Source organism: Sphingomonas sp. BK345 (assembly GCF_014193845.1).
In the GTDB taxonomy this organism is placed as follows: Bacteria; Pseudomonadota; Alphaproteobacteria; order Sphingomonadales; family Sphingomonadaceae; genus Sphingomonas.
This window is the reverse complement of the sequence record NZ_JACHZX010000003.1, coordinates 497,305-523,992: the sequence shown is the minus strand read 5'-3', so window position 1 is coordinate 523,992 and position 26,688 is coordinate 497,305. Positions and strand designations below refer to the sequence as shown.

Annotated in this window: 22 protein-coding genes; 16 read left to right on the top strand and 6 right to left on the bottom strand. The window is 70.7% G+C overall.

All coding sequences use genetic code 11. The features are described from left to right. The first annotated feature begins 96 nt into the window (after nucleotides 1–96). The 3 genes from FHY03_RS11810 (at nucleotide 97) to FHY03_RS11800 (ending at nucleotide 2,984) form a co-directional block, all read left to right on the top strand. The gene (locus FHY03_RS11810) at nucleotides 97–1,383 is read left to right on the top strand and encodes a DUF1996 domain-containing protein (protein WP_183930941.1); all 1,287 of its coding nucleotides are present in this window, start codon (nucleotides 97–99) and stop codon (nucleotides 1,381–1,383) included. A gap of 148 nt (nucleotides 1,384–1,531) precedes the next feature. Then, the gene (locus tag FHY03_RS11805; protein WP_183930939.1) at nucleotides 1,532–1,999 is read left to right on the top strand and encodes a PilZ domain-containing protein; all 468 of its coding nucleotides are present in this window, start codon (nucleotides 1,532–1,534) and stop codon (nucleotides 1,997–1,999) included. 295 nt (nucleotides 2,000–2,294) lie between these two features. Further along, nucleotides 2,295–2,984: a sugar transferase gene (locus tag FHY03_RS11800; RefSeq protein WP_311721438.1), complete on the top strand. Its 690-nt coding sequence runs from the start codon at nucleotides 2,295–2,297 to the stop codon at nucleotides 2,982–2,984. Between the two features lie 102 nt (nucleotides 2,985–3,086). Here FHY03_RS11800 and FHY03_RS11795 read toward each other — a convergent pair whose 3' ends face one another. Genes FHY03_RS11795 through FHY03_RS11785 form a run of 3 tightly spaced genes read right to left on the bottom strand, consistent with a single transcriptional unit; the run spans nucleotide 3,087 to nucleotide 7,042 of the window. Then, the gene (locus FHY03_RS11795; protein ID WP_183930937.1) at nucleotides 3,087–4,550 is read right to left on the bottom strand and encodes an oligosaccharide flippase family protein; all 1,464 of its coding nucleotides are present in this window, start codon (nucleotides 4,548–4,550) and stop codon (nucleotides 3,087–3,089) included. Next, nucleotides 4,547–5,683: a polysaccharide pyruvyl transferase family protein gene (locus FHY03_RS11790; RefSeq protein ID WP_183930935.1), complete on the bottom strand. Its 1,137-nt coding sequence runs from the start codon at nucleotides 5,681–5,683 to the stop codon at nucleotides 4,547–4,549. The genes FHY03_RS11795 and FHY03_RS11790 overlap by 4 nt, the downstream gene beginning before the upstream one ends. A 3-nt stretch (nucleotides 5,684–5,686) precedes the next feature. Beyond that, nucleotides 5,687–7,042, bottom strand: a complete 1,356-nt coding sequence (locus tag FHY03_RS11785; RefSeq protein ID WP_183930933.1) for a hypothetical protein — start codon at nucleotides 7,040–7,042, stop codon at nucleotides 5,687–5,689. 141 nt (nucleotides 7,043–7,183) lie between these two features. On the opposite strand from FHY03_RS11785, the gene FHY03_RS11780 reads away from it, so the two are divergent. Genes FHY03_RS11780 through FHY03_RS11765 form a run of 4 tightly spaced genes read left to right on the top strand, consistent with a single transcriptional unit; the run spans nucleotide 7,184 to nucleotide 11,355 of the window. Continuing rightward, complete coding sequence (locus FHY03_RS11780; protein WP_183930931.1) at nucleotides 7,184–8,386, top strand: glycosyltransferase; 1,203 nt, start codon at nucleotides 7,184–7,186, stop codon at nucleotides 8,384–8,386. A gap of 50 nt (nucleotides 8,387–8,436) precedes the next feature. Continuing rightward, nucleotides 8,437–9,696, top strand: coding sequence for a glycosyltransferase (locus tag FHY03_RS11775; RefSeq protein WP_221190134.1), 1,260 nt, complete (start codon nucleotides 8,437–8,439; stop codon nucleotides 9,694–9,696). 37 nt (nucleotides 9,697–9,733) lie between these two features. Next, nucleotides 9,734–10,819 carry a glycosyltransferase family 1 protein gene (locus tag FHY03_RS11770; protein ID WP_183930929.1) on the top strand — a complete coding sequence of 362 codons (1,086 nt, stop codon included), beginning with the start codon at nucleotides 9,734–9,736 and terminating at the stop codon, nucleotides 10,817–10,819. Further along, nucleotides 10,816–11,355 carry a serine O-acetyltransferase gene (locus FHY03_RS11765; RefSeq protein ID WP_183930927.1) on the top strand — a complete coding sequence of 180 codons (540 nt, stop codon included), beginning with the start codon at nucleotides 10,816–10,818 and terminating at the stop codon, nucleotides 11,353–11,355. The genes FHY03_RS11770 and FHY03_RS11765 overlap by 4 nt, the downstream gene beginning before the upstream one ends. Nucleotides 11,356–11,363: 8 nt before the next feature. On the opposite strand, the gene FHY03_RS11760 is transcribed toward FHY03_RS11765, so the two are convergent. The 3 genes from FHY03_RS11760 to FHY03_RS11750 are packed head-to-tail and all read right to left on the bottom strand — an operon-like array spanning nucleotide 11,364 to nucleotide 15,314. After that, nucleotides 11,364–12,926, bottom strand: coding sequence for a glycosyltransferase family 39 protein (locus FHY03_RS11760; RefSeq protein ID WP_183930925.1), 1,563 nt, complete (start codon nucleotides 12,924–12,926; stop codon nucleotides 11,364–11,366). A gap of 34 nt (nucleotides 12,927–12,960) precedes the next feature. Then, nucleotides 12,961–14,133, bottom strand: coding sequence for a glycosyltransferase family 2 protein (locus FHY03_RS11755; RefSeq protein WP_183930923.1), 1,173 nt, complete (start codon nucleotides 14,131–14,133; stop codon nucleotides 12,961–12,963). 17 nt (nucleotides 14,134–14,150) lie between these two features. Further along, nucleotides 14,151–15,314: a glycosyltransferase gene (locus FHY03_RS11750; RefSeq protein WP_183930921.1), complete on the bottom strand. Its 1,164-nt coding sequence runs from the start codon at nucleotides 15,312–15,314 to the stop codon at nucleotides 14,151–14,153. 216 nt (nucleotides 15,315–15,530) lie between these two features. Between FHY03_RS11750 and FHY03_RS11745 the strand changes: the two genes are divergently transcribed. The 9 genes from FHY03_RS11745 (at nucleotide 15,531) to FHY03_RS11705 (ending at nucleotide 26,663) form a co-directional block, all read left to right on the top strand. Then, nucleotides 15,531–16,085: a polysaccharide biosynthesis/export family protein gene (locus FHY03_RS11745; RefSeq protein ID WP_311721430.1), complete on the top strand. Its 555-nt coding sequence runs from the start codon at nucleotides 15,531–15,533 to the stop codon at nucleotides 16,083–16,085. Further along, nucleotides 16,085–17,392: an outer membrane beta-barrel protein gene (locus FHY03_RS11740; RefSeq protein ID WP_183930919.1), complete on the top strand. Its 1,308-nt coding sequence runs from the start codon at nucleotides 16,085–16,087 to the stop codon at nucleotides 17,390–17,392. The genes FHY03_RS11745 and FHY03_RS11740 overlap by 1 nt, the downstream gene beginning before the upstream one ends. A gap of 43 nt (nucleotides 17,393–17,435) precedes the next feature. Further along, complete coding sequence (locus FHY03_RS11735) at nucleotides 17,436–19,550, top strand: GNVR domain-containing protein (protein WP_183930917.1); 2,115 nt, start codon at nucleotides 17,436–17,438, stop codon at nucleotides 19,548–19,550. 229 nt (nucleotides 19,551–19,779) lie between these two features. Beyond that, entirely contained in the window at nucleotides 19,780–21,069 is a 1,290-nt protein-coding gene (locus tag FHY03_RS11730; RefSeq protein ID WP_183930915.1) for a hypothetical protein, read from the top strand. After that, entirely contained in the window at nucleotides 21,066–21,962 is an 897-nt protein-coding gene (locus FHY03_RS11725; protein WP_183930913.1) for a glycosyltransferase family 2 protein, read from the top strand. The genes FHY03_RS11730 and FHY03_RS11725 overlap by 4 nt, the downstream gene beginning before the upstream one ends. 178 nt (nucleotides 21,963–22,140) lie before the next feature. Beyond that, a complete protein-coding gene (locus FHY03_RS11720; protein ID WP_183930911.1) occupies nucleotides 22,141–22,974 on the top strand; it encodes an aldo/keto reductase in 834 nt (277 codons plus the stop codon). Continuing rightward, the gene (locus tag FHY03_RS11715) at nucleotides 22,971–24,284 is read left to right on the top strand and encodes a Gfo/Idh/MocA family protein (RefSeq protein ID WP_183930909.1); all 1,314 of its coding nucleotides are present in this window, start codon (nucleotides 22,971–22,973) and stop codon (nucleotides 24,282–24,284) included. Before FHY03_RS11720 ends, FHY03_RS11715 begins: the two co-directional genes overlap by 4 nt. 95 nt (nucleotides 24,285–24,379) lie before the next feature. Next, nucleotides 24,380–25,792, top strand: coding sequence for a hypothetical protein (locus FHY03_RS11710; protein ID WP_183930907.1), 1,413 nt, complete (start codon nucleotides 24,380–24,382; stop codon nucleotides 25,790–25,792). Nucleotides 25,793–25,904: 112 nt separating this feature from the next. After that, nucleotides 25,905–26,663 (top strand): metallophosphoesterase family protein, encoded by a 759-nt coding sequence (locus FHY03_RS11705; RefSeq protein WP_183930905.1) that lies wholly within the window; start codon nucleotides 25,905–25,907, stop codon nucleotides 26,661–26,663. The last annotated feature ends 25 nt before the right edge of the window (nucleotides 26,664–26,688 follow it).

The window sequence follows — 26,688 nt, the reverse complement described above, 5'->3', positions numbered from 1 at the left end:
GGGACATTCGAGGGGCCGGCCGCGCGAGTGGCCGGCCCTTTCGCGTGCGCCGCGCGCGTGCCTGATGTATAGCGCCGACCGAGTGACGGAGGCGTGATGCGAGTGCGGACGAGCGGGAATCGAGGCTGGATAGGCGCGCTGCTGCTCGCGCTGGCGCTGGCCGGCGCGGCGCACGCCGATCGCCCGGCGGCGCCGACGACTCAGCACGCCAGGGGCAAGATCGGCGGCACCGGCGATCTCGCCCAGCCGCGCGAGGCCGCCGGCGGTCCCGAGGGCGAGGAGCCCGCGGTGGCGAGCAACTTCGACGCCGCCAGCGGCATCATGGTCTCGCACGAGAGCGGCCCGCTCGGCGCGATCCCGCAGAGCGCCGCGCCCGACGTGGTCGGCGCCTTCCGCTTCCTGTGCATGGCGGGGCAGCTGCGCTTCGACGACCCGATCCTCTACCCCGGCAAGCCGGGCCAGTCGCACCTGCACCAGTTCTTCGGCAACACCGCCGCGGACGCGAATTCGACCTACGCCAGCCTGCGCCGCAGCGGCGACAGCACCTGCATGAACCGGCTAAACCGCTCGGCCTATTGGATGCCGGCGATGCTCAACGGCCGCGGTCAGGTGATCCGCCCCGACTATGTCTCGATCTACTACAAGCGCCGGCCCAACACCGATCCGGAGTGCAACCGTGTGCGCGCCGCCTGCGTCGCGCTGCCGCGCGGCCTGCGCTTCGTGTTCGGCTTCGACATGGTACACCCCGACGCGCCGGCGACCGGCTCGCACCACTTCAACTGCCAGGGTCCGGGCGCGACCGAGGGACATTACCCGACCCTGGTCGAGGTGGCGAAAGTGTGCCCGCCCGGCGCGCAGCTGGGCGCGATCATCAACGCGCCGAGCTGCTGGGACGGCAAGCGGCTCGACAGTCCCGATCACCGCGAGCATGTCGCTTATCCGCAGTGGACCGGGGGCAAGGAACATTGCCCGTTCACGCATCCGATGGTGATCCCCACCTTTACCATGGGTTCGTGGTACACGGTCGACGCCACGCTCGATCGCAGCGGCACGTGGGACGGCACGCGCCCGACCTGGCATCTCTCGTCCGACGAGATGCCCGGCGCGAATGGCACGATGCGTGTGCCCGGCACCACTTTCCACGCCGACTGGTTCGGCGCCTGGGACGATGCGACGATGCGTCAGTGGACCGAGAATTGTATCGACAAGCTGCTCAACTGCCACGGCGGCGACCTGGGCAACGGCAAGCAGCTGCGCCAGGTGACGCCCTTCGCCTGGCTCGCCAAGCCGCACGCGGTGCCGGTGCCCGATCGCCCCGCCGCGGCGGGCGTCGACCCGCATGCCGGGATGGCGGGCATGGCGCACGCCACGACCCTGCGCTGAGCGAGGCTGATGGTTAGAACGATGTTTACCACGATAGGCGAAATAGCCGCTGAATCCGGCTCTTCCGCCCTGATGCGGCGGCGTCGGTTAACTCGATAGTAGGCGCGTCACCGCTACTCCTCGCACAGCTGATCGAAAGGGTGCGACGATGCTGCTCCACGCAGTGATGGTGAACGAGGACAATGACGATCGCCGCGGTGCCGAGCGCCAGCCGATCAACCAGCCGTCGACGCTGCGCGGCGATCGCGGCGCGCACGACGTCTACGTCGCCGACCTGTCGGAGACGGGCTTCAGCGTCACCACCGACTCGCGGCTCGCGATCGGCAGCACGGTGACGATCGGCCTCGCCGGCCACGGGCGGGCGATGGCGCGGGTGGTACGCCAGGTGCCGGGTGGCTATGGCTGCGAGTTCGCCGAGCCGGTCAGTCGTTCGGTGGTCGCGAGCGCCTTCCGGAACGACACCGTGATCCAGCTCACCTCCTCGGCGCCGCTGGAGGCGCCGTTCGCCGAGCCCGAGATCCAGAAGCTGCCCGGCGCGGTCCGGCTGGGGGTGATCGTCGGCAGCTCGGCGCTGCTCTGGGCGCTGATCGCGCGGGTCGCCGTCGCGCTCTTCTGATCCGCCGCAGCGCAGCAGGATTACCCCCTCTGCGCTCGCTTCAGCGAAGGCGAACGCCGAGTCGCGCCCGCGTCGCGCAGCGACGGATAATAATCCCTATTGCCACCACTTCATTGGAAAAAAGCGCGGGATCGGTAGGGTTTTACTACTGATTGCTGAGGCTTGACCGTACCGCATCGGTACAAGCTGCGACGATCGCGCCGGGATTCGAGACGAGCCGCTGCACCTTCGGGGTTACATTAACGACCAAATAACCTAATGTTGCGTTGCAGCGTATCGTTAGGGAGCGATCTTCGTGCATGAAGCGACTATCACCGCGTCGGTGCCCCGCAGCGACGTGGATCCCCGCGAGGACGGGTTCAACCTGCGTCGGATCGACGACATGGCGAGCCGTACGCTCGACGTCACGCTGGCGGTGATCGCGCTGATCATCCTGGCGCCGCTGATGCTGATCATCGCGGCGGTGATCTACATCCTGGATCCCGGCCCGATCATCTTCGCGCACCAGCGCATCGGTCGCGGCGGGCGTGCCTTCCCGTGCCTCAAGTTCCGCTCGATGGTGGTCGACGCCGACGCGCGCCTGCGCAACCTGCTCGAGACCAGCGCCGAGGCGCGCGAGGAGTGGGAGCGCGACCACAAGCTGCGCGACGACCCGCGCGTGATCGGCATCGGCAAGTTCCTGCGCAAGACCAGCCTCGACGAGCTGCCCCAGCTGATCAACGTCGTGCGCGGCGAGATGAGCCTCGTCGGGCCGCGCCCGATCGTGGTCGGCGAGATCGCGCGCTACGGCCGCTATTTCGAGCATTATTGCGCGGTGCGCCCGGGCATCACCGGATTGTGGCAGGTCGGTGGCCGCAACGACGTGTCCTACCGCCGCCGCGTCGCCTATGACGTGACGTACAGCCGCGCGCGCTCGTGCGCGATGAACGTCAAGATCATGGCGTACACGGTGCCGAGCGTGCTGTTCCAGCGCGGGTCGTACTGATACCGTTGACCGATCGCTGAGCCTGCGAGCGGCGCCGCCCTGAGGGCGGCGCCGTTCTCGTTTGGGCGTAGAGGGCTGCGCACCGGCGGTCACGTGCGGCCGTCACGGCCGCGTGCGCCGCACCCCGTCGAGCATCGCGGCGGCGGTCCGGGTCGCCGCGGGCACGCGTAGCCATAGCAGCAGCGCGACGTAGAGCGCGCCGCCCGCCGCGACCAGCGCGATCGTCGCGCCAGCGTCAGTGCGGGCACGGAAGGGCGCGAGCACCAGTCCCATGGCGCTCGCCGCGAGCGCGATCCGCGCGGTCGTCGGCGTCACCATCCGCAGCGGCAACGCGCGCTTCGCGAGCAGCGCGCCCGCGGCGAAGCTCGCCGCCTGCGCCGCCAGCGCCGCCAGCGCCATCCCGGGCAGCCCGGCCCAGCGCGCCCCGGCCAGCCCGGCCGGGACGAGCACCACCAAAGTGGCGAGCGGCGGCACGATCATCCACGCCATCCGTCGCGTCACCTGGAAGGCCATCATCAGGTGGAAGGTGACGAGGCAGCGCAGCAGCGCCGCGGCGGCGATCAGCGGTAGCAATCGCGCTCCCTCCGTTCGGAAGGCGGGGCCGAGCAGCAGCGCGACGATCCCCGGCGCCAGCACCGCCAACCCCATGGCGGCGGGCAAGCCGAGCCCGAGCTGAAGCTCGAGATTGCTCTGCAACACCGCGCGCGCCGCGGCGGCACCGCGCTCCTCATAGGCGCGCACCAGCGTGGGATAACCGGTAAGGTTGATCGTCATCATGAGGAAGACCAAGGTCTTCTGGAGCAGGTCGACGGGCGCGGCATAGAGGCCGACCGCATCGGCACCCAGTGTCGCGCCGAGCAGAAAGCGATCGGCGAAGCTCGCCGCATAGGCCAGGGCACAGCTCGCGACCAAGGGATAGCCGAGCCGCAGCGCCGCCGCGACCGGCGCGCGCGCCGCGCGCCACGGCCGCACCGCGCGCCACAGCGGGTCCGCCAGCGCGCTCACCGCCGCCACCACCCCTTGCGCCACCACGATGCCGAGCAGCGCGCCGCGCGCCCCCATGCCCGCTCCCACCACCAGCGCGACGCCGAGCAGCAGCGCCAGCAGCGAGCGCGCGACCGCATTCCAGAAATAGCCCCAGGCGCGCATCCGCAGCCGCTGCACGGTCTGCAGCAGCGTCAGCGCCATCTCGGTCAGCGCGAAGCCCGCGAGCACCGGCCACCAGCGCGCCGCCACGCCGGCGACCCCCACGTCGAGCAGCGAGAGCACCGCCACCGCGGCGACGAACAGCGCGACCACCCCGGCGTAAAGCGCCACCACGGCATCGGCGCGCGTCGGGTCGATGCCGCGGGCGGCGGCGGGATCGTACAGCGTCCGCGCTGCGACCAGCCGCAGCCACTCGAACAGCATGCCGTTGAGCAGCACCGCCGCAGCCGAGACCAGCGCGTAAATTCCGAAGGCGCTCGGCTCGAGCAGCCGAGTCCACAGCAACGTCGCGGCGAAGTTGAGCCCGCTGCCGATCACCGTGGCGGCGGTGACGATCGCGGCGTTCCCGCGCGCGCTCACCGTCGCGTCGCCGTGGCGCGCACCAGCAGCGTGGCAGCCTCGTCATAGTAAGCGTCGAGCAGCGCGCGGCGTTCGGCCAGGATCGCCGCCTGTGTTACGCGCTGTGGCCACTGCGCCACCGCCTCGACCAGCAACGCCGCGATCGTCTCGATGTCGGCGCCGTGTAGGGCTGTGCCGGGGACGGCGTAATCCGCCATGAACGCATCGGTCTTGGTGGTACGGCTGAGGCAGGCGATCGGGGCGGCGGCGTAGCATAGGATCATGGCGTGGAGCCGCATCGCGATCAGTGCCGCCGCGCCGTGGAGGACCGTCAGCGTCGCGTCGAGCGTCGCGGGACTCACCATGCTCACCCGCGCGCGCGCCGACGCGGGCACCGCCGCCGCCACCGCCTCGACCGCGGCGGCGTCGCGCTCGTCCATCGCCACGATCACGACGTCGCGGTCGAGCCGGGCGACCGCGAGCGCAGCGACACGCGCGAAGATGGCGGCGACGCGCATGTCGCACTCGCCCTCGAAAGCGGGCGCGAGCACGACCGGTCCCGCGCGACGAGGTGGCGCGCCGGCGAAGGCGAAGGCGGGGTCGCACGCGAGCACCGGCGCCGGAGCGGCCCGCCCAGCGAGCAGCGCGGTCACCTCGGCAAGCGAGCGGATGTCGCGCACCGTGATCGCGCGCGCCGGCGCGAGCAGCTCGGCGGCGATGCGCCGCGCCGGCGCGGTGGCGAGCGCGTCGACACCGATCGGCGCGGTGATCAGCGCGCGCCCGAACAGCCGCGCCAGCCGCGCCACCATCCAGCTATAGCCGAGCACGCCCGTGACTCGCCCGCCGCCGAACTTGTCCTGGATCACTGAACCGCCGCCGAGGATCACCAGGTCTGCCGCGGCGATCGAGCGCGCGAGCGCGGCCAGCCCGACAGGGCGGCGCCGCACCGCGAGGAAGGGGGTGAGTCCGGGCGCGGGCAGGATCGCGCCGAGCCGGAGCATCGCCACACGCGCCTGCATGTCCGGGACGCGCGCGCGCAGCCCTGCCACCAGCGCCAGCGCGATCGCGTCGTCGCCGCGGTTGTGCCCGGCGACGCCACAGATCGTCACTACCGGCGCGCGCGCGCCGTCAGGACTCTGGCGCGATCGCACCATCTGCTAGTCGGCCGCGCTCGCGCCGCTCGGCGCCGCGCGCGCGCGCCGCGTCGGGCGAAGCAGGCAGCCGATGCCGTAGCCGAGGTAGATGCTCGCCACCGCGCCCGCGACGACGATATTGGCGGTGATGCCGTTGAGCGCGAGCAAAGCGACGATCGCCAGCGCGGCGAAGTCGACCGGGTCGCGCGCCGGCGCGAACAGCAGCGCGCGGCCGGCGATCAGGAACAGTGCCAGCGCCGCGGGCAGACCCACGCTGAGCGCGGTGAACAGGAACATGTTGTCGATCAGCGCCAGCTCGGGTCGTCCGGAGAGCGGGCCAACTCCGCCCAGTCCGTGACCGAGCAGCACTTGGGGCAGCTCGAACAGGTGCGGCAACACGCGCGGCCACACCTCGTTGAGGCGCTGGTCGATCGTCGCGGCGTCGACGTGGAGCGCGCCGCTCACGCTGGCGCCGGCGAGCACCGGTGGCACGAGCATCCCCGCCACCAGCCCCGCCACGCCGAGCCAGCGCAGCCAGCGCGCCGCCGCGAAGCCGCCGTCGCGCAGCATCAGCAGCGGCGCGCCATAGGCGACTGCGGCGGTGACGATCAACCAGCCCGCGGTCGCCTTCTGCGTCGTCAGCAGCAGCGCGGCCACCGCGGCCGCAGCGAAGGCGAGGTTGGCCGGGCGGACCCGATTGCGCGCCAGTCCGAACGCGGTCAGCGCACCCGCGGCGATGATCACCGACGTGTCGGTCGAGGCGATACCGAGGCCGGACAGCCGCCGGGCGCCGTTCTGCGACCATTCGCGCGCCGCCTCGCCGGTGCCGCCAAACCCCTCGAAGGCGGTGTCGGCCCAGGGCACGGTATAGAGCGCGTCGTAGACGACGCCGAGGATCGCGCAGCCCGCCGCGACGACGAGCGCGAGCGGCAGCAGCCGGTCGCCGCGTCGCACGCCCAACCCCGCGAAGAAGGCCAGCAGCATATAGCCGAGCCCGCGTACCGCGAGCGCCACCGCGAAGCCGGGGTTGTTGAGCGCGGCGTAGAGCACCAGCACCGCCAGCGCGACCACATTCACCAGCACCGGGATCACCTTGGCCCGCAACCCCACCACCACGATCGCGCCCAGCGCAGCCGCCATCACCACGTCGGGAACGTACCAGAGGATCGGCACGAAAGCGCGGATCGGTGCGGCGAAGGTCTGACGATAGACCAGGATGATCGTCGCCCAGCCGACCGCCAGCCGCACCCGCTCGCCCCGCGCCACGCCGGTGGACCAGCCGCGGAACGAGGCGCTCGCTCCCGCCCGCGCCACCGCGTCTGGCGGCCGGGATGACGGGGCGCTTGGTCGCGCCGCGCTGATCACGCGCCTCTCGGTCATCGCCGCCCCGTTCCAGCTCACGTCTGGCTACCGGCTCGCCCGCACGGATGCAACGCCGTGTCAGTCGGTTGACAGCCCGCGGTCGCGGTCTACACCCGATCGGGGCGCCCACCGCCCTTCGCAGGAGCGCCCTCACCCCTCATGCGCGTCCTCCTCGTCTCACGGAACTATTTTCCGGCGCCGGAGGTGCGCGGCGGTGCGCAGGTGTCGGTCGCGCAGCTGGCGACCGCCCTACAGGCGCGCGGCCACGCGGTGGCGGTGCTCAGCGTCGATGACCGCGCGCACGAGGGCGTCCACGCCGCGACCGGTGTATCCGAATATCGGCTGCGGCTGCGCAACCTCTACGCGCGCGGCGAGCAGTCGGCACCGCGGCGACTCGCCTGGCATCTGATCGATCGGCTCGGCGACACGATGGCGAGCGACTATTGCCGGGTGCTCCGTGCCTTCCGGCCCGACGTCGTCAACACGCATGTGATGGCGGGGATCGGCACCGCCATTTGGCGCGTTGCCGCCGCCGAGCGCGTGCCAATCGTCCACCGGGTCAGCGACTATTATCTGATGTGCCTGAACTCGGGCCATCGCCGCGGCGGCGCCAATTGCGCGGGTGTGTGTCGCGACTGTCGCGCGCTCGCGCTCGCGCCGTCGCGGCGCCGTACCGGATTGGTACAGGAAATCATCTACGTCAGCGACCGCATCGCGGCGACGCACTCGGCCGCCACGGTCTTCCCGCGCGCCACCCCGCACACGATCCTCGCGGGCGGATATCGCCCCCGGCACCCGCTGCCGGTGCGGCCGGATCTGCTCGACCCGCCGCGCGTGACGCTCGGCTATTTCGGCCGTCTCTCCCCCGAGAAGGGCGTGGAGGCGTTGCTGTTGGCGCTGCGCGCTATGCCCACCGCGCACTGGCGGCTGCGGATCGGCGGGACGGGCGTGCCGGCCTATGTCGAGCGCCTGCGCGCGGCCGCGGGCGACCTCCCGGTGACCTTCCTAGGTGTCGGAGAAGCCGACGAATTTTACGCCACGGTCGACGCCGTGATCGTGCCCTCGCTGTGGGACGAACCGTCCGGCCGAGTGGCGTTCGAAGCGGGCATTCACGGCGCGATCCCGATCGTGTCGGCGCGCGGCGGCCTACCGGAGATGGTCGGCCAGGGCACGCGCGGGCTGATCGTCGAACCGGCCGAACCCGAGACGATCCGCGCCGCGGTCGCGCGCGTCCGCGACGACGCAGCGCTGCGCCGCGCGATCCGCGCGCGCTGGGCCGTCGACCGCCGCGACTATGACCCGGACACGGTCGCGGCGCGAACGCTCGCCATCTACGAAAAGGTCGTCGGCGCACGGCTTTGATCGTGCAATCTCGCGCTGCACCTGCGATAGGTGCCGCGCCGGAGGTGTGGATGGGGCGACAGCAGGATGCGAGCGTGATGACGATCGAGGGCGAGATCATCGCGACCCCGGCGATCGCGGCCGCGCCCGTCGACGCCGCCTCGCAGATTACACCGCTGCGTGACGAGGCCGAGTGGCGCGCGCAGTTCGCCGGGCTGCGCGTCGCGATCGTCCACTATTGGCTGGTCGGTCCAGGCGGCGGCGAGAATGTCGTCAAGACGATGCTGCGGATCTTCCCGCAGGCGGTCGTCCACACGCTGGTGGCCGATCCCGACTACTCGCGCACGATCGTGCCCGACGAGCGGCTGCGCACCAGCTTCCTGCAGAAGATCCCGGGCGCCTCACGCTTCCACCGCTCGCTGCTGCCGGTCGCGCCGATGGCGCTCGAGAACCTCGATCTCGACGGCTATGACCTGATCATCTCGAGCGAGTCCGGCCCCGCCAAGGGGATCATGCCGCCGCTCAATGCGGTGCACGTCTGCTACTGCCACTCGCCGATGCGGTACCTGTGGGACCAGTACCATCATTACCGCCGCGATGCCTCGGCGCTGAAGCGGCTGGTGCTATCGATCACGGTGCCGCGCTTGCGGCTGTGGGACGTCGGCAGCGCGTTGCGGGTGGACCGGTTCGTCGCCAACTCGCGCTACGTCGCCAGCCGCATCGCGCGTTACTATCGGCGTCCCGCCGAGGTGATCTATCCGCCCGTCGAGGTGGACGATTTCGCCACCTCGCCCGAGGTCGACGATTATTACCTGATCACCGGCCGCCACGTCTCATACAAGCGCGTCGACCTCGCCATCGCAGCGTGCAACCGGCTCGGCCGCCGGCTAGTGATCACCGGCAAGGGGCCCGAGACCGCGGCGCTGCGCAAGCTTGCCGGGCCGACGATCGAGTTCGTCGGGCAATGCTCCTTCGCCGAGCTCAAGCGCTATTACGCGCGCGCGCGTGCCTTCCTGATGCCCGGCGAGGAGGATTTCGGCATCGCGCCGGTGGAGGCGATGGCCTCGGGCCGGCCGGTGATCGCTTATGCCTCAGGCGGCGCGACCGAGACGGTGGTGCCCGGCCTCTCCGGCCTGCACTTCGCCGAGCAGAGCGTCGACAGCCTGGTCGCCGCGATCGAGGCGTTCGAGCGCGACGAGGCCGGCTTCGACGCCGCCGCGATCCGCACCCACGCGCTGTCGTTCAGTCGCGAGCGCTTCCTCGATTCCTTCGCCCGCTTCGTCGCGGCCGCGCTGGCGGCGCGTGGCACGGCGGCGGGCACCTTCCGCTGAGCCGGCGCGCGCGGCCCGTCGCACCTGGCCGCGCGCGATGATCGTCTACATCAACGGCCGCTTCCGGCAGCAGCCGCTGACCGGGATCCAGCGCTACGCCTCGCAGATCGTTTTGGCGCTCGACGCGCTGGTGGCGGAGGGTGCCACCGCGGCGACGTGCCGATTGCTGCTGCCGCCCGGCGCGCCGCGGCTGCCGCTGCGCGCGATCGAACAGGTCGAGCACGGGCGGCTGCACGGGCATCTGTGGGAGCAGCTCGAGTTCGCCCGCGCCGCGCGCGACGGCGTCGCGCTCAGCCTCGCCGCGAGCGGCCCTTTCCGCCATCCCGCGCATGTCGCGGTGATCCACGACGCCGCGATCTACCGCCTGCCCGGCAATTACGCGCGCCGCTACGTGCTGCTGCACCGGCTGATCGACCGCGCGCTGGCACATTCCGCCACGATCGCCACCGTCTCCAACTTCTCCCGCGGCGAGCTGGTACGCTGGCTCGGGCTGGACGCGGCAGGGATCGTCGTCGCGCCCAACTCGGCGGAGCATCTCGTCACCGCGGCGGACGAGCGGATCTTCGCCAAACTCGGCCTCGCCGCCGATCGTCCCTTCTTCGTCACTTTGGGCAGCCAGACGCACAGCAAGAACCTGCAGCTGCCGGTCACCGCGATGGCAGCGATGCCCGCGACGGCGCAGCTGGTGATGGTCGGCCAGGTCGATCCCGGCGTATACGCGCTGCGCGCGGCGCAGCCGCCGCGCCAGGTCATCCTGGCCGGCCGGCTCTCCGACCATGAGATCGTGGCGCTGCTGCGGCGCGCCCGCGCGCTGATCTTTCCGAGCCTGTACGAGGGCTTCGGCATCCCGCCGCTGGAAGCGTTCGGCAACGACTGCCCGGTGCTGGCGAGCGACATCGCGCCGATCCGCGAGGTCTGCGGCGACGCTGCCGCCTATTTTGACCCGCATGACCGCGACGCGCTTATCGCGCTGATGCGCACCGCGCTCGCTGACACCGGCGACTGGCGCGCTGAGCGGACCGCGCACGGGCGCGAGCGGGTGGGGCATTTCTCCTGGACGCGCTCGGCCGGGACGCTGCTCGCCGCGTGCGCCGACGCGGCGGTGCGAGCGGGACGAGCATGAGCGCGATCGGTCCGGCGACGGGCTTGCGGGCCACGATCCGCGCCGACCTCGCCGCCAACACCGGCCGCACCCGGCTGCGCGACGCGCCGGCCGGCTTCCTCTTCCATCCCGGCTTCGCGACGATCCTGCTACACCGGGTCGCGGCGGCGCTGGGGCGGACGCGGTGGCGCAAGCTCGGTGATCTGGTGTGGGCATGGAACACGCGGCGCAGCGGCTGCCACCTCCATCCCCGCTCCTTGATCGGCCCGGGTCTCGCACTGCCGCACCCAACCGCGGTGGTGATCGGCGAGGGAGCGCAGATCGGCACCGGCGTGACGATCTACCAGTCGGTGACGATCGGGCGCGCCACGCGCGGCGGCTATCCGGTGATCGGCGACGGGGTGACCTTGTACCCAAGCGCGGTGGTGTTCGGCATGATCAGCGTCGGCGCGGGCGCGCGGGTCGGCGCGGGCGCGATCCTCTCGATTGATGTCCCCGCCGGTGCGACCGCGGCCGGCCCGCCCGCGCGCGTGCTGCAGCCCGGTGCGCTCGACTGAACCGGCGCTCAGCGCTCGAGCCGCACCGTTCCCTCCACCACGCGGCTGCGCCTCGTCACCGCCTCGAGCAGCACGGGCGGGTACGGCCCGAGCACCACCGGCGCCTCGGGCGGGGTCGCGTCGGCGCCGCGCAGCAGGCCCGCGCGCTGCACGTCGACGAGGGCGTCGTGGAAGGGGCGGCGCAGTACATAGGCGCGCGCGTCCGCTGGCAACGCCAGCCGCCCCTCGCGCGCCGGCGCGGGCGCGGCGAGCCCGCGGCCCCAGCTGTCGAGCTGCGGACCGGGCGCGACCAGCGGCACCACCGCGAAGGGGCACGCCGGACGGTGCAGCTGGACGCGGCACGCCATCTGCGTCGCCACCCCCATCGCCTCGCCGTCGACCAGCAGCGCGGCGCCCGGATCGGCGGCGACGCGGGTCACCACCGCGCGCCATTCCTCCTTGGGCAGATGCGGCCGCGTGAGCGCGACGCTCACCGCCAGCGCCAGCGCGAGCGCGATCAGCGCGGCGGCATAGCCGCGCCCGCGCAGCGTGCCGACGCCACGCGCCGCGAGCACCAGCGGGAACAGCGACAGCCACAGGATGGTGCGGTCGAGGAAGATCGGCTGCTTGAGGTTGAGCACGAGGAACAGCGCGGTGCCGGTCGCAAGGCAGGCGAGCGTCAGCCGCGTCACCGCCTCGCCGCGCCCGCGCCACGCCCCCAGCGCGGCGAACCCCGCCACCAGCAGCGGTGCGGGCAGCTGGAGCGCGCTGATCTGGCGCGACTGCAACAGCGTGGCGACGTAGACGAGCGCGCTCTTGGTCAGCCCCAGGCCCTGCATCCAGCCGAGATTGCCGTTGGGCTGGGTGAGCTGGCGGAAGGTGATGTACAGCCACCAGGACGAGCCCAGCACGATCACGCCGCCGGCGACCGCGAGCGCGATCCACAGCCGGCCGCGGAAGGGTCGGAAGCGCGCGTCGACCAGCATCAGCGCCAGCGTCGCGGTGGCGGGCCAGATCACGCCGGTGGTGTGCAGGTAGATGCCCGCGATCGCGCCCACCACGTAAAGCACCCAGCCGATCGCGCGCGCGCGCGCGGTCGTCGCCAGCACGATCTGGACCAGCCCGGCGAAGGACACCGCCACCGCGAGATACAGGAAGATATAGGCGCGGACCTGGTGGGAGAAATACAGCTGCTGCGGCGACAGCGCGAGCAGCAGCGCCGCCGCCACCGCGGCGCGACGTCCGTAAGCGCGCGCCACCGCGGCATAGATGACGCCGATCGCGGCGAGGCTGGCGGCGATGCCGGGCACGCGCAGCCCGGCGTCGCTCAGCTCCGTCCCCTGGATCCACCAGCGCAGTAGCGTGTAGAACAGCGGCGGGTTGGTCTCGCGCAGCATCCACGCGCTCCACAGCCGCTCGGTCGGCTGGGACGCGAAGAACACCGAGGCGAGCTCGTCGAACCACAGCGAGTAATCGGAGAAGGCGAGCCGCACCATCGCCGCCACCAGCACCGCCGCGGTCAGCGCGGCGAGCCCGATCCGCGACTCGAGCCCCGAGCCCGGCCAGCGCCGCGCGGTGTCGCTCCGCTCCATCCCGTCCCCTCTCCCCCGCGCGAGCGCGGCGTGTTCAGCCGCGTTTGCGCCAGGTGAAGATCGACGACATCGCGTAGTTCCACACCGTGGTCACCGCGATCCCGGCGAGCGCCGACACGATCAGGTAATTCTGTCGCTGATACAGATAGTGCGCGATCCCGACATTGGCGAGGAAGCCGATGCCACACACCAGGTTGAAGCTGAGCCAACCCCACCACAGCCGTCGCCCGGTGAGCCGCTGATCGCGGTAGGTCAGCAGGTTGTTGAGCAGGAAGTTGCTGGTGGTGGCGACCAACGTGGCGGCACCCTGCGCGATCGCGAACGAGCGCCCCTGATGCGCCGCGCCGTCGCCGAACGTGAGCAGCGACTCGAGCACGATCGTCAGCACCAGGAAGTGGACGAACACGCCCGACCCACCCACCATCGCGAAGCTGATGAAGCGCACCGGCACGTAGCGCCCGAACATCTTGTCGAGCAGCAGCTGGAGATATTCCCACAGCACCAGGCTGTCGAGCTTGCTCTCGCCGTGCTGGCGGGTGCGGAAGGTGTAGGGCACCTCGGCGACGCGCAGCGGCTCGGGGGTCGAGGCGGCGATGTCGAGCAGGATCTTGAAGCCCACGGTCGAGAGATTGGGCAGCGCCGCCATGAAGGCGTCGCGGCGCAGCATGAAGAAGCCGCTCATCGGGTCGGTGATCGGCGCGCGCGTCAGCCGGCCGGCGAGGCGCGTGGCGAAGCGGCTCATCGCGGCGCGGCGGCGATCCCACTCGCCCACCCCGCCGCCGGCGACATAGCGGCTGCCGACCACGACATCCACGTCGCCCTGCGCGATGCGGCGGAACATGTCGGTGAGCACGCGCTCGTCGTGCTGCATGTCGCCGTCCATCACCGCCACGTAGGGCGCGGCGGTGGCGAGGATGCCCTCGATGCAGGCTGTCGACAGGCCGCGCCGGCCGAAGCGCTGCACGACGCGCACGCGCGGGTCGGCCAGCGCGAGGTCGCGCGCCTGGTCGGCGGTGCGGTCGGGCGAGTTGTCGTCGACGAAGACGACCTCCCAGCGCACGTCCGCCAGCGCGGCGTCGAGCGCGGCGACCAGCAGCGGCACGTTGCGCGACTCATTGTACACCGGCACCACGATGGCGAGCTCGGCGGGCAACACGCGCGCCGGCGCGGGGAGGGGCGCCGCCTCGCCCAGGGTCGGCCGGTCCATTCTGTCTCCCGTCTCGATCATCGTGACACCGCGTCGCTCGGCTGCGGATCGACCCGTACCGACAGCGCCGGGTCCCACACCGTGTAGGTCTTGCCCATGAACACCGACTCGATCACGCCGACGCCGACGCCATAGAGGCTCAGCACCGCCGAGGAGGCGAGCGACAGCGGCTTGGCCTGGGTCTTCTCGCCGAGCACCAGCAGCACCGCCGCGAGCAGCGCCAGCGCGCCCGTGATCGCCCAACCGGCGGCCAGCGCGAAGCCGAGCGCCGCGCACAGCGCCGCGCCCGCGACGAAGAAGGGCATCAGCCACTTCATCGGACGGTGCGACACATAAGCGTAGAGCGGCAGGAAGCGCATGCGGCGCAGCTGCGGCCACATCGCGCGATGCACGTTGAGCGCCTGGCACGCGATCCGCTGCTTGCGCCGCTTCTCCTCGTTGGCGCCGGTGGCGCTGCGCTCATATACCTCGACGTCGTCGGCGCTGACGATGCGCTTGCCCGCGATCAGGATGGTGAGGCTGAGGAACAGATCGTCGATCAGGTGCGGCGAAGGCGCGCGATGCAGCGCTCGCCGCATCATGAACATCGCGCCGTCGCAGCCGATCAGGCCCATGCGATCGCTCTCGATCCGCTTGATCTGCTCCTCGCGCTGCCAATAGCCCGAGCCGAGGGCCGCGGTGGCCGTCTCGTCCGAATTGGAGTAGACAAGTCGTGCGGTGGCGCAGCCGACGCTGGGATCGGCGAGCCAGCGCGCCAGCCGCGTCGCGACGTCGACCTGGCTCTCCACGTTGGCGTCGGTGAACAGGATATAGTCGCTGCGGCTGCGTGCGACGAGCAGGTTCATGCCGAAGGTCTTGCCGGCGCGCTCGGCGCCCACGACCAGGTCGATCCGGTCGGCGTAGCGCTCGAGGATCGCGACCGTGCCGTCCTGCGGCGAATCGGCATAGACGTGGATCGTCGCCGGACCGTATTCCGCGGCGACCTCGAGCAACCGCTCCACCTTGGCGGCGATCACGTCCTGCTCGTTATAGGCGCTCATGCAGATCGCCAGCGACGGCGGCGGCGCACTCAGCGTCGTCGCCGGCACCGCCGGGCGCGCCCGCACGAAGAGACGGAGGCTGAGCGGGTAAGTCAGCAGCGGATGGACCGCGCATGCCAACAACACGGCGGCCGCCACCATCGCGAGAACGATTGACGTATCTATTGGAAGTCGCCCCGACTAACGCCCGCGTACACTGGCCCCTGAGCGCTTAGAGTGTGGCGAGACGACACCTGATGCAACGGAAAAACCAGTACTTACCATATCAGAACAGGACATCATGCTGCGCCGCACCATATTGACGGCGCGCGATCTTCACTGGTAGGTATCCACGCCGTTAACCGGGGAGCAGTGTCGGTGCGTATCACAGCCTGTTGGGGTCTGATCCTGCTTGCCAATGCGGGCATAGCGGGGGCGCAGAACGCGCCCGCGCCCGCCGCGGCAACGAGTGTGCCCACCTATTTGCTCGGGCCGGGCGACAAGGTGCAGATCGCTGTCTACGGCGAGCAGGAGCTCACCGGCGAGCAGCTGGTCGGTCCGGACGGCAGCCTGACGCTGCCGCTGATCGGCCGCGTGATGGCGAAGGGCCGCTCGGCCAACCAGGTCTCCGAGGACATTCGCGCGCGGCTCGCTGACGGGTTCGTGCAGAACCCGAGCGTGGCGGTGACGATCGTCAATTATCGTCCGTTCTACATCCTGGGCGAGGTCAACACCCCGGGCCAGTATGAATATGCGCAGGGCATGACCGTCCTGTCCGCGGTCGCGCGCGCCGGCGGCTTCACTTATCGCGCCAAGAAGGGCGAGGTGTTCGTCAAGCGCGAGGGCGATCCGCAGGAATATCGCGTCCGCGTCACCAACGACCTGCTGATCCAGCCCGGCGACACGATCAGAGTCGGCGAGCGCTACTTCTGATGCGCCGCGCTCTCTCGCGCGCGCGTCGGTCCGGCTCGCTGGCACTTCTGGTCGCCGGTACAAGCTGGTCGAACGGCGCCGCGGCGCAGGTGTTCGGCCCGCTACTCGACTCCGAGATCCCGCTGACGACCCAGACCGGGCGCAATCAGGGCGTGCAGGATCGGGCCAAGCCCGAGCTCGCCCCGGTGGGCCTGCCACTGGGTAGCTTCCGCATCTATCCCGACATCACGGCCGGCGTCGGCATCACCACCAATGTGGTCGGTGCCGAGGTCGACGCACGCTCGGACTCGTTCGCCACCATTGTACCGCAGGTGCTGGTGAGCAGCGACTGGGGCCGCCACGCGCTGTCGGGACGCTTCAGCTACACCGGCGCGCGTTATCGCTGGACCTCGGCCAAGAACCAGGACGGCTTCCTCGGTCAGGTCGACGGCCGGCTCGACATCGTCGGCGAGAGCGACGTCGCGGGGTCGGCGTCGTACCGCCGCACCTACGAGGACCAGCAGGAAGCCAACTTCCCGGTCAACGGCGGCGGCAGCGTGGCGGTCGACCAGGCCCGCGGGATGCTGCGCGCGGCGCTCGTGACCAACCGCCTGCGCTGGACCGCCAGCGGCGACTTCAACAGCTTCCGCTACGGCGACACGGTCAGCACGACCGGCACCACGATCAACCTGGCGTTCCGCGATCGCGACGTCTACCGTGGCACCGTTCGCGCCGAATACCAGACCAGCCCGGACAATTCGTTGTTCGCGCAGGTGACCTACCGCCGCACCGATTACGTCACCACCGTTCCCGATGACGATCGCACCAGCGGCGAGTGGCGCGGCAGCCTCGGCGCGATCGCCGATGTGTCCAGTCTGGTGCGCGTCGCCGGTGCGGTCGGTTACTTTCGGCGCAGCTATTCGAACCCGCTGTTCGACAGCGTCGGGGGTCTCGCGATCGACGTTCGTGGCGATTATTATCTGTCGCCGCTCACGACGATCTCCGGCGTGATCTCGCGCCAGCTCGAGGAGGCGGCGGTCCGCGGCTCACCCGGCTATTTCGCGACGAGGGCTGGCCTGCGGCTGGACCACGAGCTGCTGCGCAACCTCATCCCTTACCTGAGCGGTGACTACTTCACCGGCAGTTTCAAGGACGTCGATCGGCGCGACCATGGCTTCAGCGCGGGTGGCGGGTTCGAGTACACGGCCAATCGGCGATGGGTCCTGAACCTCGACGCCAATTACCGCTCCCGCCTCAGCTCGGGCGAGCGGCGTGGCCCGGAGATCAACGAATTCCGTGCCATCACGAGCATCAAGTTCAGAATTTGACCCGGGGCTCGCCAGCTCCCGTCCCAGCAAGCGCAGGTAGGCAATGAATCAAGAGACCATCCGTGATCCTGGGCAGCAGGACCTAGCCGGCCTGTTCTCGCGCGTGAAGCGGCACCTGCCGATCAGCGTCGCGATCATCGCGGCGACGCTCGTGCTCGCCTTCGTCGCGACCAAGCTGATGACGCCGACCTACACGGCGACGGCGCAGCTGCAATATGCCCCGAACGAGACGCTGGCGCGCGGCGCCACCGGCCAGGGCGCGCGGCCGCTCGGCGACCAGGAGCGCGAGGCGGCGATCGGGTCGCAGATCCAGATCATCAACTCGCTGCCCGTCGCCAAGCAGGTGCTGACCGACAAGGCGATCGCCAATAACGCGCATCTGCGCGAGGTCGCGAAATCGATGGACCCGAGCGGCCAGTCGGTCGACGCTCTGGCGTCGGCGCTGCTCAACAACGTCTCGGCCACGCGTGTCGGCCAGACCCCGCTGTTCACGATCAGCTACGTCGACGAGAACCCGCTCGACGCGGCGCGGATCGCCAATGCCTTCGCGCGCGCCTACCTGGTGGTACAGGCACAGCAGAAGGCCGGCGGCGAGGACACCGGCCAGACCGACACGACCAAGCAGCTCAAGCTGCTCGCCCAGCAGGCGCGTGACGCCGACGCGGCGGTGGCGGCCTATCGCCTGCGCAACAACATCGTGGTCGATCCCGCCTCCACCGCGCAGGGCGACGCACTCAACACGATCAACAGCGAGCTGGCCGGCGCGCGCGGCGAGGCGGCGCAGGCCGCGGCGCGCGGCGCGGCGAGCGGCAGCACGGTGATATCAGGCGGCGTCGATACCTCGGCGCTGTCCAGCCTGCGCCAGCAGCGCGCGGAGGCGGCACGCGATCTCGCCGGGCTGAGCGCGCGCTACGGCGATCGCAACCCGCAGGTGATCGACGCGCGCCAGCGCGTCGCCGAGCTCGACAAATCGGTCTCGCGCGAGATGGCCAGCGTGTCGCGCAGCGTCCGCGCCGAGTCGGACGCGGCGCGCGCCCGGGCCGCCTCGATCGAGAGCAGCCTGGCGCAGACGCGCGGGCAACTCGCCTCCAACGTCCGCGCTAGCGTCGAGCTGGCCGAGCTGCAGCGCAAGGCCGACGCCGCGCGCGCGCTCTACACCAACCTGCTCGCGACCGTCGGTCAGCAGACCACCAGCGTGGCGATCGTCCAGCCCGACGCGCAGGTCGTCTCGGCCGCCGTCCCGCCGCTGCGCCCCTCGTCGCCGCGGCTGCTGATCAACCTGGTGGTCGGCTTCGCGCTGGGTACCGCGATCGCGCTGGCGCTGGCCTATCTGCGCGAGCGCTGGTCGCAGACGATCAACACGATCGACGACATCCAGCGCCTGCTCGGCGTCGACTTCCTCAACTCGATCCCGACGCTGACGTCGGCGATCGACAAGCCGCGCACCAAGGATCCGGCCGAGGCGGTGATCCTGCACCCGATGTCCTCCTACGCCGAGGCGTTCCGCAGTCTCGCCACCACGCTGATCTTCGACGCCCGTGAGGCCAAGACCGAGGGCGGCCGCGTGATCGGCGTCACCTCCGCGCTGCCGCGCGAAGGCAAGACGACCACCACCACCTCGATGGCGCGGGTACTGGCGATGGCCTCGACCAAGGTGGCGATCATCGACGCTGACCTGCGGCGCCGCTCGGTGACCCAGGCGATGTGCCCCGATGCCGCGATCGGCTGGACCAACGCGCTCAACGGCGAGGCGACGCTGCGCGACGTGATGATCACCGACCAGACCGGCGCGGTGATCCTGCCGATCACGCCGGGCGCGGAGAAGAGCCAGCGCATCTTCGAGACCGAGGCGTTCAAGGACATGATCGCGACGCTGCGGCGCGAGTTCGAGGTGATCCTGATCGATACCGCGCCGGTGCTCGCGGTGGTGGACACGCGCACGATGATCCCGCAGCTCGACTCGCTCGCGCTGCTGACGCACTGGCGCCGCACCCCGGTGAAGGCGGTGCGCGCCGCGCTCCACCAGATCGAGACGGTCGGCGGCTCGGTCGCGGGCGTCGCGATGACGATGGTCAATCTCAAGACCCAGGCGCAGTCGGGCTACGGCGACGCCTCTTACTACTACACCGACATGAAGGAATATTACGTCAGCAACTGACGGCAGGCCGCGTCGGCGTGAGCCGGCGCCGCCAGCCGTCATCCCGAACTCGTTTCGGGATCCACCGTACCGCAGGCGCCGCCGCCTTGGCGTGCGCGGCGCGGCGGATCCCGAGACAAGCTCACGATGACGGAGAGTGCGTGCCGCGCGCACCAGCACCCTGACCTTCCCATCACCACTGCCTCGACGAGGAGGACCGACCATCCCGGCGCAACGCCTCGAACGCGCGATGCGCACGTTGGCCGCGCCGCTCGAGCGGCGCGTCGGGGCCGCCGCGGCGCCGCGGCTGTACGCACTCGTCGACCAGGGCACGTCGGGGCTCGGCAACATCATCGCCTTCGCGCTGCTCGGCCGCGCGCTGGCGGTGACCGAGTTCGGTTCGGTCGGCATGATGATCGGGCTCCACTACGTCATCGCCGGCTTCCACCGCTCCGCCGCGGTGCTGCCGTTCACCACTGACCATCGCGCCGACCACGACCCGCGCGCGGCGCATGCCGAGAACAGCGACTGGTGGTGGATCGCGCTCGTGCTCGCGTTGGCGCTCTCGGCGGCGACCGCGCTGGTCGGCGGCGCCGTCGCGCTGGCGGCGCGGCGCTGGCCCGAATGCGGCTGGGCGGTCGAGCCGCTGCTGCTCACCGCTTTGATCTCGCCCGCGATGCTGGTGTGGGAGTTCGCGCGGCGCTGGCTCTACAAGATCGACCGCGCCGACATGGTGGCGCTGTGCGCCACCGCCTATTTCCTCGTGCTCGCGCTCGCCGCGCTGATGGCGGGCCGGCTTGGCCTGGGCGCGCCCGGCGGCGCGCTCGCCTGGGTGCTCGCCAGCCTCGCCGCGCTTGCACTGGCGCTGCCGGGACTCGCCCCCGCGCGTGCCGACCGCGCCGGGATGCACGCGCTGGTGCGACGCCACCGTGCCGAGTCGAGCTGGCTCGCCGCGACCAACCTGCCCTATTCGGTCTACAGCACCGCCTCGATCGTGGTGGTGATCGGCGTGCTGGTCGGCCCCGTCGCGGCGGCGCTGTTCACCGCGGCGCGCACGCTGACCAACCCGGCGATGAGCATCGTCTCGGCGGTCGACTCGATCGACAAGCCGCGCGCCGCGCGCGCCTTCGCCGCCGAGGGGCTGCCGGGGCTGGCGCGCGTGGTGCGTCGCTCGCGGCTCACCATCGCGGTCGCGACGGGCCTCTACCTCGCGCTGGTCGCGGTGTTCGCCGCGCCGGTCGTCGCTCTGGTGTTCCACGGGCAATATGACGGATCGGCGGCCAACGTGCGGCTGCTGGCGCTCGGCTTCTTCCTGTTCGGTCTCAACCTGCCGTCGGAGACGTTGCTGATCGTGCGTCGCGCCGGGCGGACGATGCTGGCGATCCGCTGCGTCACCGCGGCGCTGACCATCCTCGGCCTGTGGCTCGGCGGGCGCCACGGCGTCGCCGGCATGGCGATCGCCTTCGCCGTGACCCAGGCGATCAACCTGCTGCTGCTGCGCGCCGCCGAGGCGCGCCACGCGCGAGAGACCACCGCATGACCGACATCCGCTACTCGATCGCGATCCTCACCTACGCGCGCGAGCCGATCCTCGCCGAGGTGATCGAGCGGCTCGCCCAGCATCTCGCCGGGCGCGCCGATTACGAGCTGATCGTGATCGACAACAATGTCGAGCGCATCGATCGCGCCGCGCAGCTCGCCCCGTTCGCGCACGCGGTCCACCTGTGGGACGGCGCCAACAAGGGCGTGGCCGCGCGCAACCTCGCGTTCGAGCGCGCGCGCGGCGAGGTCGTCGTGCTGCTCGACGACGACGTATTCGTCGAGTCCCCCGACTTCCTCGACCGCTTCGGCGCGCTGTTCGACGCCACGCCGCGGCTCGGCGCGGTGACGATCCGCAAGCACGTCCGCGGCGAGACCCGCCCCCGCCCCGATTTGATCCCGCACACCGACAAGTCGATCGACCTGACCAAGCCGTTCGACACCTTCCGCTTCGTCGGCGGCTGCGTCGCCTTCCGCGCCGCGACGATCGCGGAGACCGGCGGCTTCCTGCCCGACTTCTTCTACGGGCTGGAGGAGATCGAGCTCTCCTACCGCATCATCGATCGCGCATGGACGATCCGCTACCAGCCCGACATCGTCTGCGAGGAGCTGGAGCATCCCGCCGGGCGCAAGCCCAAAAGGCTGGTGCAGTCGGACCGGCTGACCAACAAGTTCATCATCAGCTATCTGCGCATGCCCTCGCCCTATGTGTGGCTGAACCTGATCGCCTTCCCGCCCTACGCCTATGCCTTCGCGCGCGGCGAGATGGACGTGGTGCGCGCGATGCGCCAGTTCGTGACGTGGCTGCGCCGCCGCGACCGGCCCGCGCGCGCGCCGATCGGCAAAGCGGCGCAGCGCTACATCCGCGACTGTGGGGGGCACCTGTGGCGGTGAGGAACATCCTCAATCCTCCGCGGCACGGGGAGGTGGCAGCGCGCAGCGCTGACGGAGGGGGGAATCCGCATACGACCCGGTGTGTGCGTGGCGCTCCCCCTCCACCACCCGGCTCCGCCGGGCGGTCCCCCTCCCCATGCTGGGGAGGAGTTTACCTCACCTACCCGGAGACCCGCCGATGACCGCGCCCGCGTTCCCGCCGCTCGGCCTCGGTTGCGCCAAGATGGGGTCGTTCAACAATCCCAGCACGCTCGCCGACAGCGTCGCGCTGATCCAGCTCGCGCTCGACCTCGGCGTGACCTTGCTCGACACCGCCAACATCTACGGCCAGGGCGACAGCGAGCGCGCGATCGGGCGCGCGCTGCGCGGCCAGCGCCACCGCGTGCAGGTCGTCACCAAGGCGGGCAACGCCTTCTCCGCCAAGATGCGGCTGATGCGCCCGCTCAAGCCGCTGATCCGCGCGGTGCTGGCGCGGCGGCAGATGGGCGCGGCGGTGACCGCGCAGCGTGCCGGCGCGATGCGCACCGACTGGAGCCGGGCCGGGCTGCTGCGCGAGCTCGACGGCTCGCTGGGTCGGCTGCGCAGCGATCATGTCGACGCCTTCCTGCTCCACAGCCCCGACGCCGCGACGATCGCGCGCGGCGAGGCGCTGGGCGCGCTCGCCGAGGCGAAGAGGTCGGGCCGCGCGCGGCTCGTCGGGATCGCCTGCGACGACACCGCCAGCCTCGACGCGGCGCTGGCGAGCGAGGTGACCGAGGTGCTCGAACTGCCGTGGGACGTGATCGCGGGGATCGCCGACGACACGCGCGGCGCGGCGATCCGCGCGCGTGGCATCCCGGTGATCGCGCGCGAGGTGCTGCGCTTCCAGCCCGGCATCGACGCCGCGGCGGCGGTGCGGCGCGCGCACGCGTCGCCGCTGGTCACCACCACGCTGATCGGCTCGCGCCAGCCCGAGCGCGTCCGCGTGCTCGCCGCGGCGATCGGCGACCATTCTCAGGGGGACAGAGCATGAAGATCGCGTTCGTCGGCTGCGGCTATGTGTTCGACATCTACATGCGGACGCGCTGGGCCTATCCCGAGATCGAGATCTGCGGCGTCTACGACCGCGACGCCGCGCGCGCGCAGGTGGTGCACGATCACTATGGCTTCGCGCTCTACCCCTCGCTCGACGCGCTGCTGGCGGACGCGCGTGTCGAGGTGGTGATCAATCTCACCAGCATCGCCTCGCACGAGGAGGTGACCCGCCGCGCGCTCGAGGCGGGCAAGCACGTCTACACCGAGAAGCCGATCACCACCGAGCCGGCGCGCACCCGCGCCCTGTTCGAACTGGCCGAGGCCAAGGGCCGCGTGCTCGCCGCCGCGCCGTGCAACCTCTACTCGGACGCGGTGATGACGCTGTGGAAAGCGATCGCCGACGGCGCGATCGGCCGCCCCGTGCTGGTCTATGCCGAGCTCGACGACAATCCCGCGCACCTGATGCGGCTCGATACGGTGACGAGCCCGACCGGCGCGCCCTTCCCCTATGCCGAGGAGCTGCAGGAGGGCTGCACGGTCGAGCACATCGGCTACCACCTCGCCTGGCTGTGCGCTTTGTTCGGCCCGGTGCGCGCGGTGACCGCCTTCTCGACCTGCCTGGTGCCCGACAAGAACACGCCCGAGCCGCTCCATCCCGCGACCACGCCCGATCTGTCGGTGGCGTGCCTCGCCTTCGATGGCGGCGTCGCCGCGCGGGTGACGTGCAGCTGGGTGGCGCCGCGCGACCATCAGATGCGGGTCATCGGCGAGGCGGGCGAGATCAGCGTCGACAACGTCTTCCACGACCAGTCGCCGGTGTTCCTCGAGCGATTCTCGCGCGTCAGCCTCAGCGCGCGCAAGGCGTATAGCGCGCGCAGCCAGCCCGCGATCGGGCGTCGCTTCGGCATCAAGGGCCGCCGCCTCTCACTGGTGCGGCGCTGGAAGTCGCACGCGGTCGAGGCCGAGCGCGGCGTCGGCAACTCGCCCAAGCACAAGCTGGTCAGCTGGCTGCGGCGTCGCGAGGTGTACGCGCAGGACAAGATCCTCGGCATCGCCGAGATGGGCAAGGCGCTGGCGGAAGGGCGCCCGCAGCTGATGGGACCGGACTTCCTGATGCACCTCAACGAGCTGACGATGCTGGTGCAGGACGCGGGCGCGCGCGGCGCGACCGTGGTGCCGACCACCAGCTTCGCCCCGCTCGCGCTGCCCGCCGAGCTCGCCGACGCGCCCGACTATCGCGCCGGCTACCGCGCGCGGCTCGCCGAGCGCACCGCGGCGAGCGCGGTCGAGCGGATGCACCGCCGCTGAGCCGTGGCGGGACAGTCTGCGCGGCGGGGCGCCGATGGACACGGTCGAAGGCTTCCGTGTATCGATGCGCTTAGCCGGTGAGGGAGAGTTTGGCGGTGAGTGAGGGATCCGACGACGGCCGCCGCGCGCCACCGGCGCTCGACCAATTCGGCATGCCGATCAAGGGCGGCGAGGCGTCGGCACGGCGGCGCGTGCGGCGCAGCAGCGGCAGCACCGGCGGGACTTCGTCGACCGCGGCCGCGATCGACACGAACACCGTGGAGCGGCGCCGTGACAGTGTCGCGGAGGCGCCGGACCGCGACGCACTGCAGCAGCGGGTCGTGGTGGGCGTGTTCGCGGCGATGCTGATCGGCATCACGGTGTTGCAGAAGATCGGCCTGCCCGCGGGGGGCACCGTGATTCCGGTGATCGTGCCGATCGCCTACGCCGCGCTGATCGCGGGCATCCTCTTCGCGCGCCCGGTGTTCCGCCCGGTCCGCGCGATCCTGTACCTCGCCGTCGTGATCACCTCCGCGCTGAGCAACGTGCTGTTCGCGAAGCATTTCACCTTTAGCAGCGTCTCCTTCTACTTCGTCCTGTACCTGCCCTTCCTGGTGGCCTTCGAGACGACCCAGGAGACTTTCCGCAAGTGCATGGCGCTGTTCAGCAACCTGATGCTGTTCTTCGCCGCGGTGGTGTGGATCCAGCATGCCATCCAGTTCAGCGTCGGCTGGCAATATTGGCCAGACTTGGACAAGCTGGTGCCGAGCGCCTATCTCGTTCCGGAATTTCTCTACATCCAGCCGATCCAATATGGCATGCAGCTGATGAAGCCGTCGGGGATCACCTTTCTCGAGGTGTCCTTCATTTCGCAGTTCATCACGCTGGCGCTGATCATCGAGCTTCTCTTCCTGCAACGCCTGCTGCGTGCGGCCTTTTTCGGGGCAACCTTGTTCGCCACCTTCGCCGGCACCGGCCTGCTCCTGCTCGTCGTCTCGCTGCCGATCGTGTTCACACGTCTCAACGTCCGCACCTTCGTCACGGTGCTGGCGAGCGCCTTCGTGGCGCTGTTCGTGGCGCTTCAGCTCAACTGGTTCGATCTCGTCGCCAATCGGCTGGGCGAGTTCGACAAGCAGGGAACGAGTGGCAGCTCGCGTTTCATCGAGCCGCTCGATCGCGTGCGCGCCGCATTGCGCGAGCCGTCGGCGGTCTATGCCGGGATCGGCTCGGGGCAGATCGAACAGGGCGGCAACATCTTCTGGTGGCCGCTGGTGAAAGCGGTGGTGGAATACGGCCTGTTGCAGGGCCTGCTGTTCTACGGCTTCCTGATCTACGCGATGTTCGATCGCACGCCGAGCCGCCAATTCTCGGTCATCCTGATCCTGTGGTATTCATTCGAGGGCACGCTGCTGACCCCGCTCAACCCGATCGCGCTGGTGATGCTGTCGGCGATGTTCCTCGTGCGCGACGCGGCACCGCGCCGGACGCGTGGCGGAGCGGCGGGCGCCGCAGTGCCGGCTGCGGCGTGACGCGCATCGCGGCGCGTACACCGGCGTTCGCAGGGCCGCGTCTAGGAAGATGCGGCCACGCGAGTGACTTAGTCGGCGACAGCGTGCGCGATGGGGCGTACGGGGCGCAGCGATGCCGCCGCTGACCGACCGCCTGACCTATGCCGTGGGCGACATCCACGGCCGCGCCGACCTGCTCACGCGGCTGCTCGACCTGGTGCGCGCCGACCGCGCCGCGCGCGCGGCACCGGGGCGCGCGCTGATCGTCTTCCTCGGCGACTATATCGACCGCGGCCCGCGCTCGCGCGAGGTGATCGATCAGCTACTCGCCTTCGCCGACGATCCCGCGTTCGAGAGCCGATTCCTGCTGGGCAACCACGAGGACGCGATGCTCGACTATCTCGACGGGCGCATCAGCGGGCTGGGCTGGGCCAAGCACGGCGGTGACACCACCTTGCGCTCCTACGGCGTCGAGCCGCCCCGCGAGGAATCGCGTACCGCCTGGGCGGCGCGGCGCGACGCCTTCCGCGCCGCGGTGCCGGCGACGCACCGCGCCTTCCTTGAGCGATGCGAGCTGGCGGTGGTGCAGGGCCGCCTGCTCTTCGTTCATGCCGGGATCCGCCCCGGGGTAGCACTGGAGCAGCAGGAGAAGCGCGACCTGCTGTGGATCCGCAGCGAGTTCCTCCAGGCCGAGCGCGACGATCGCTGGCTGGTGGTGCACGGCCATACGCCCAAGGAGGAGGCCTATGCCGGCCCGGGCCGGCTGTGCCTCGACAGCGGCAGCTATCTGAGCGGCCGGCTCACCGCGGCGGCGTTCGACGACACCGGCGTGACGCTGATCGAGACGCACGGCCGCGCGCCGCGTCCGCTGACCGTATCGCTGGCAGACTGAGCACGGCGGGGCGGGCGCCTCGGCG

Coding starts and splice junctions, on each gene's coding strand:
- FHY03_RS11810 (WP_183930941.1), top strand. CDS start 97: ATGCGAGTGCGGACGAGCGGGAATCGAGGCTGGATAGGCGCGCTGCTG.
- FHY03_RS11805 (WP_183930939.1), top strand. CDS start 1,532: ATGCTGCTCCACGCAGTGATGGTGAACGAGGACAATGACGATCGCCGC.
- FHY03_RS11790 (WP_183930935.1), bottom strand. CDS start 5,683: ATGGTGCGATCGCGCCAGAGTCCTGACGGCGCGCGCGCGCCGGTAGTG.
- FHY03_RS11785 (WP_183930933.1), bottom strand. CDS start 7,042: ATGACCGAGAGGCGCGTGATCAGCGCGGCGCGACCAAGCGCCCCGTCA.
- FHY03_RS11780 (WP_183930931.1), top strand. CDS start 7,184: ATGCGCGTCCTCCTCGTCTCACGGAACTATTTTCCGGCGCCGGAGGTG.
- FHY03_RS11775 (WP_221190134.1), top strand. CDS start 8,437: ATGGGGCGACAGCAGGATGCGAGCGTGATGACGATCGAGGGCGAGATC.
- FHY03_RS11770 (WP_183930929.1), top strand. CDS start 9,734: ATGATCGTCTACATCAACGGCCGCTTCCGGCAGCAGCCGCTGACCGGG.
- FHY03_RS11765 (WP_183930927.1), top strand. CDS start 10,816: ATGAGCGCGATCGGTCCGGCGACGGGCTTGCGGGCCACGATCCGCGCC.
- FHY03_RS11760 (WP_183930925.1), bottom strand. CDS start 12,926: ATGGAGCGGAGCGACACCGCGCGGCGCTGGCCGGGCTCGGGGCTCGAG.
- FHY03_RS11755 (WP_183930923.1), bottom strand. CDS start 14,133: ATGGACCGGCCGACCCTGGGCGAGGCGGCGCCCCTCCCCGCGCCGGCG.
- FHY03_RS11750 (WP_183930921.1), bottom strand. CDS start 15,314: ATGGTGGCGGCCGCCGTGTTGTTGGCATGCGCGGTCCATCCGCTGCTG.
- FHY03_RS11740 (WP_183930919.1), top strand. CDS start 16,085: ATGCGCCGCGCTCTCTCGCGCGCGCGTCGGTCCGGCTCGCTGGCACTT.
- FHY03_RS11735 (WP_183930917.1), top strand. CDS start 17,436: ATGAATCAAGAGACCATCCGTGATCCTGGGCAGCAGGACCTAGCCGGC.
- FHY03_RS11730 (WP_183930915.1), top strand. CDS start 19,780: ATGCGCACGTTGGCCGCGCCGCTCGAGCGGCGCGTCGGGGCCGCCGCG.
- FHY03_RS11725 (WP_183930913.1), top strand. CDS start 21,066: ATGACCGACATCCGCTACTCGATCGCGATCCTCACCTACGCGCGCGAG.
- FHY03_RS11720 (WP_183930911.1), top strand. CDS start 22,141: ATGACCGCGCCCGCGTTCCCGCCGCTCGGCCTCGGTTGCGCCAAGATG.
- FHY03_RS11715 (WP_183930909.1), top strand. CDS start 22,971: ATGAAGATCGCGTTCGTCGGCTGCGGCTATGTGTTCGACATCTACATG.
- FHY03_RS11705 (WP_183930905.1), top strand. CDS start 25,905: ATGCCGCCGCTGACCGACCGCCTGACCTATGCCGTGGGCGACATCCAC.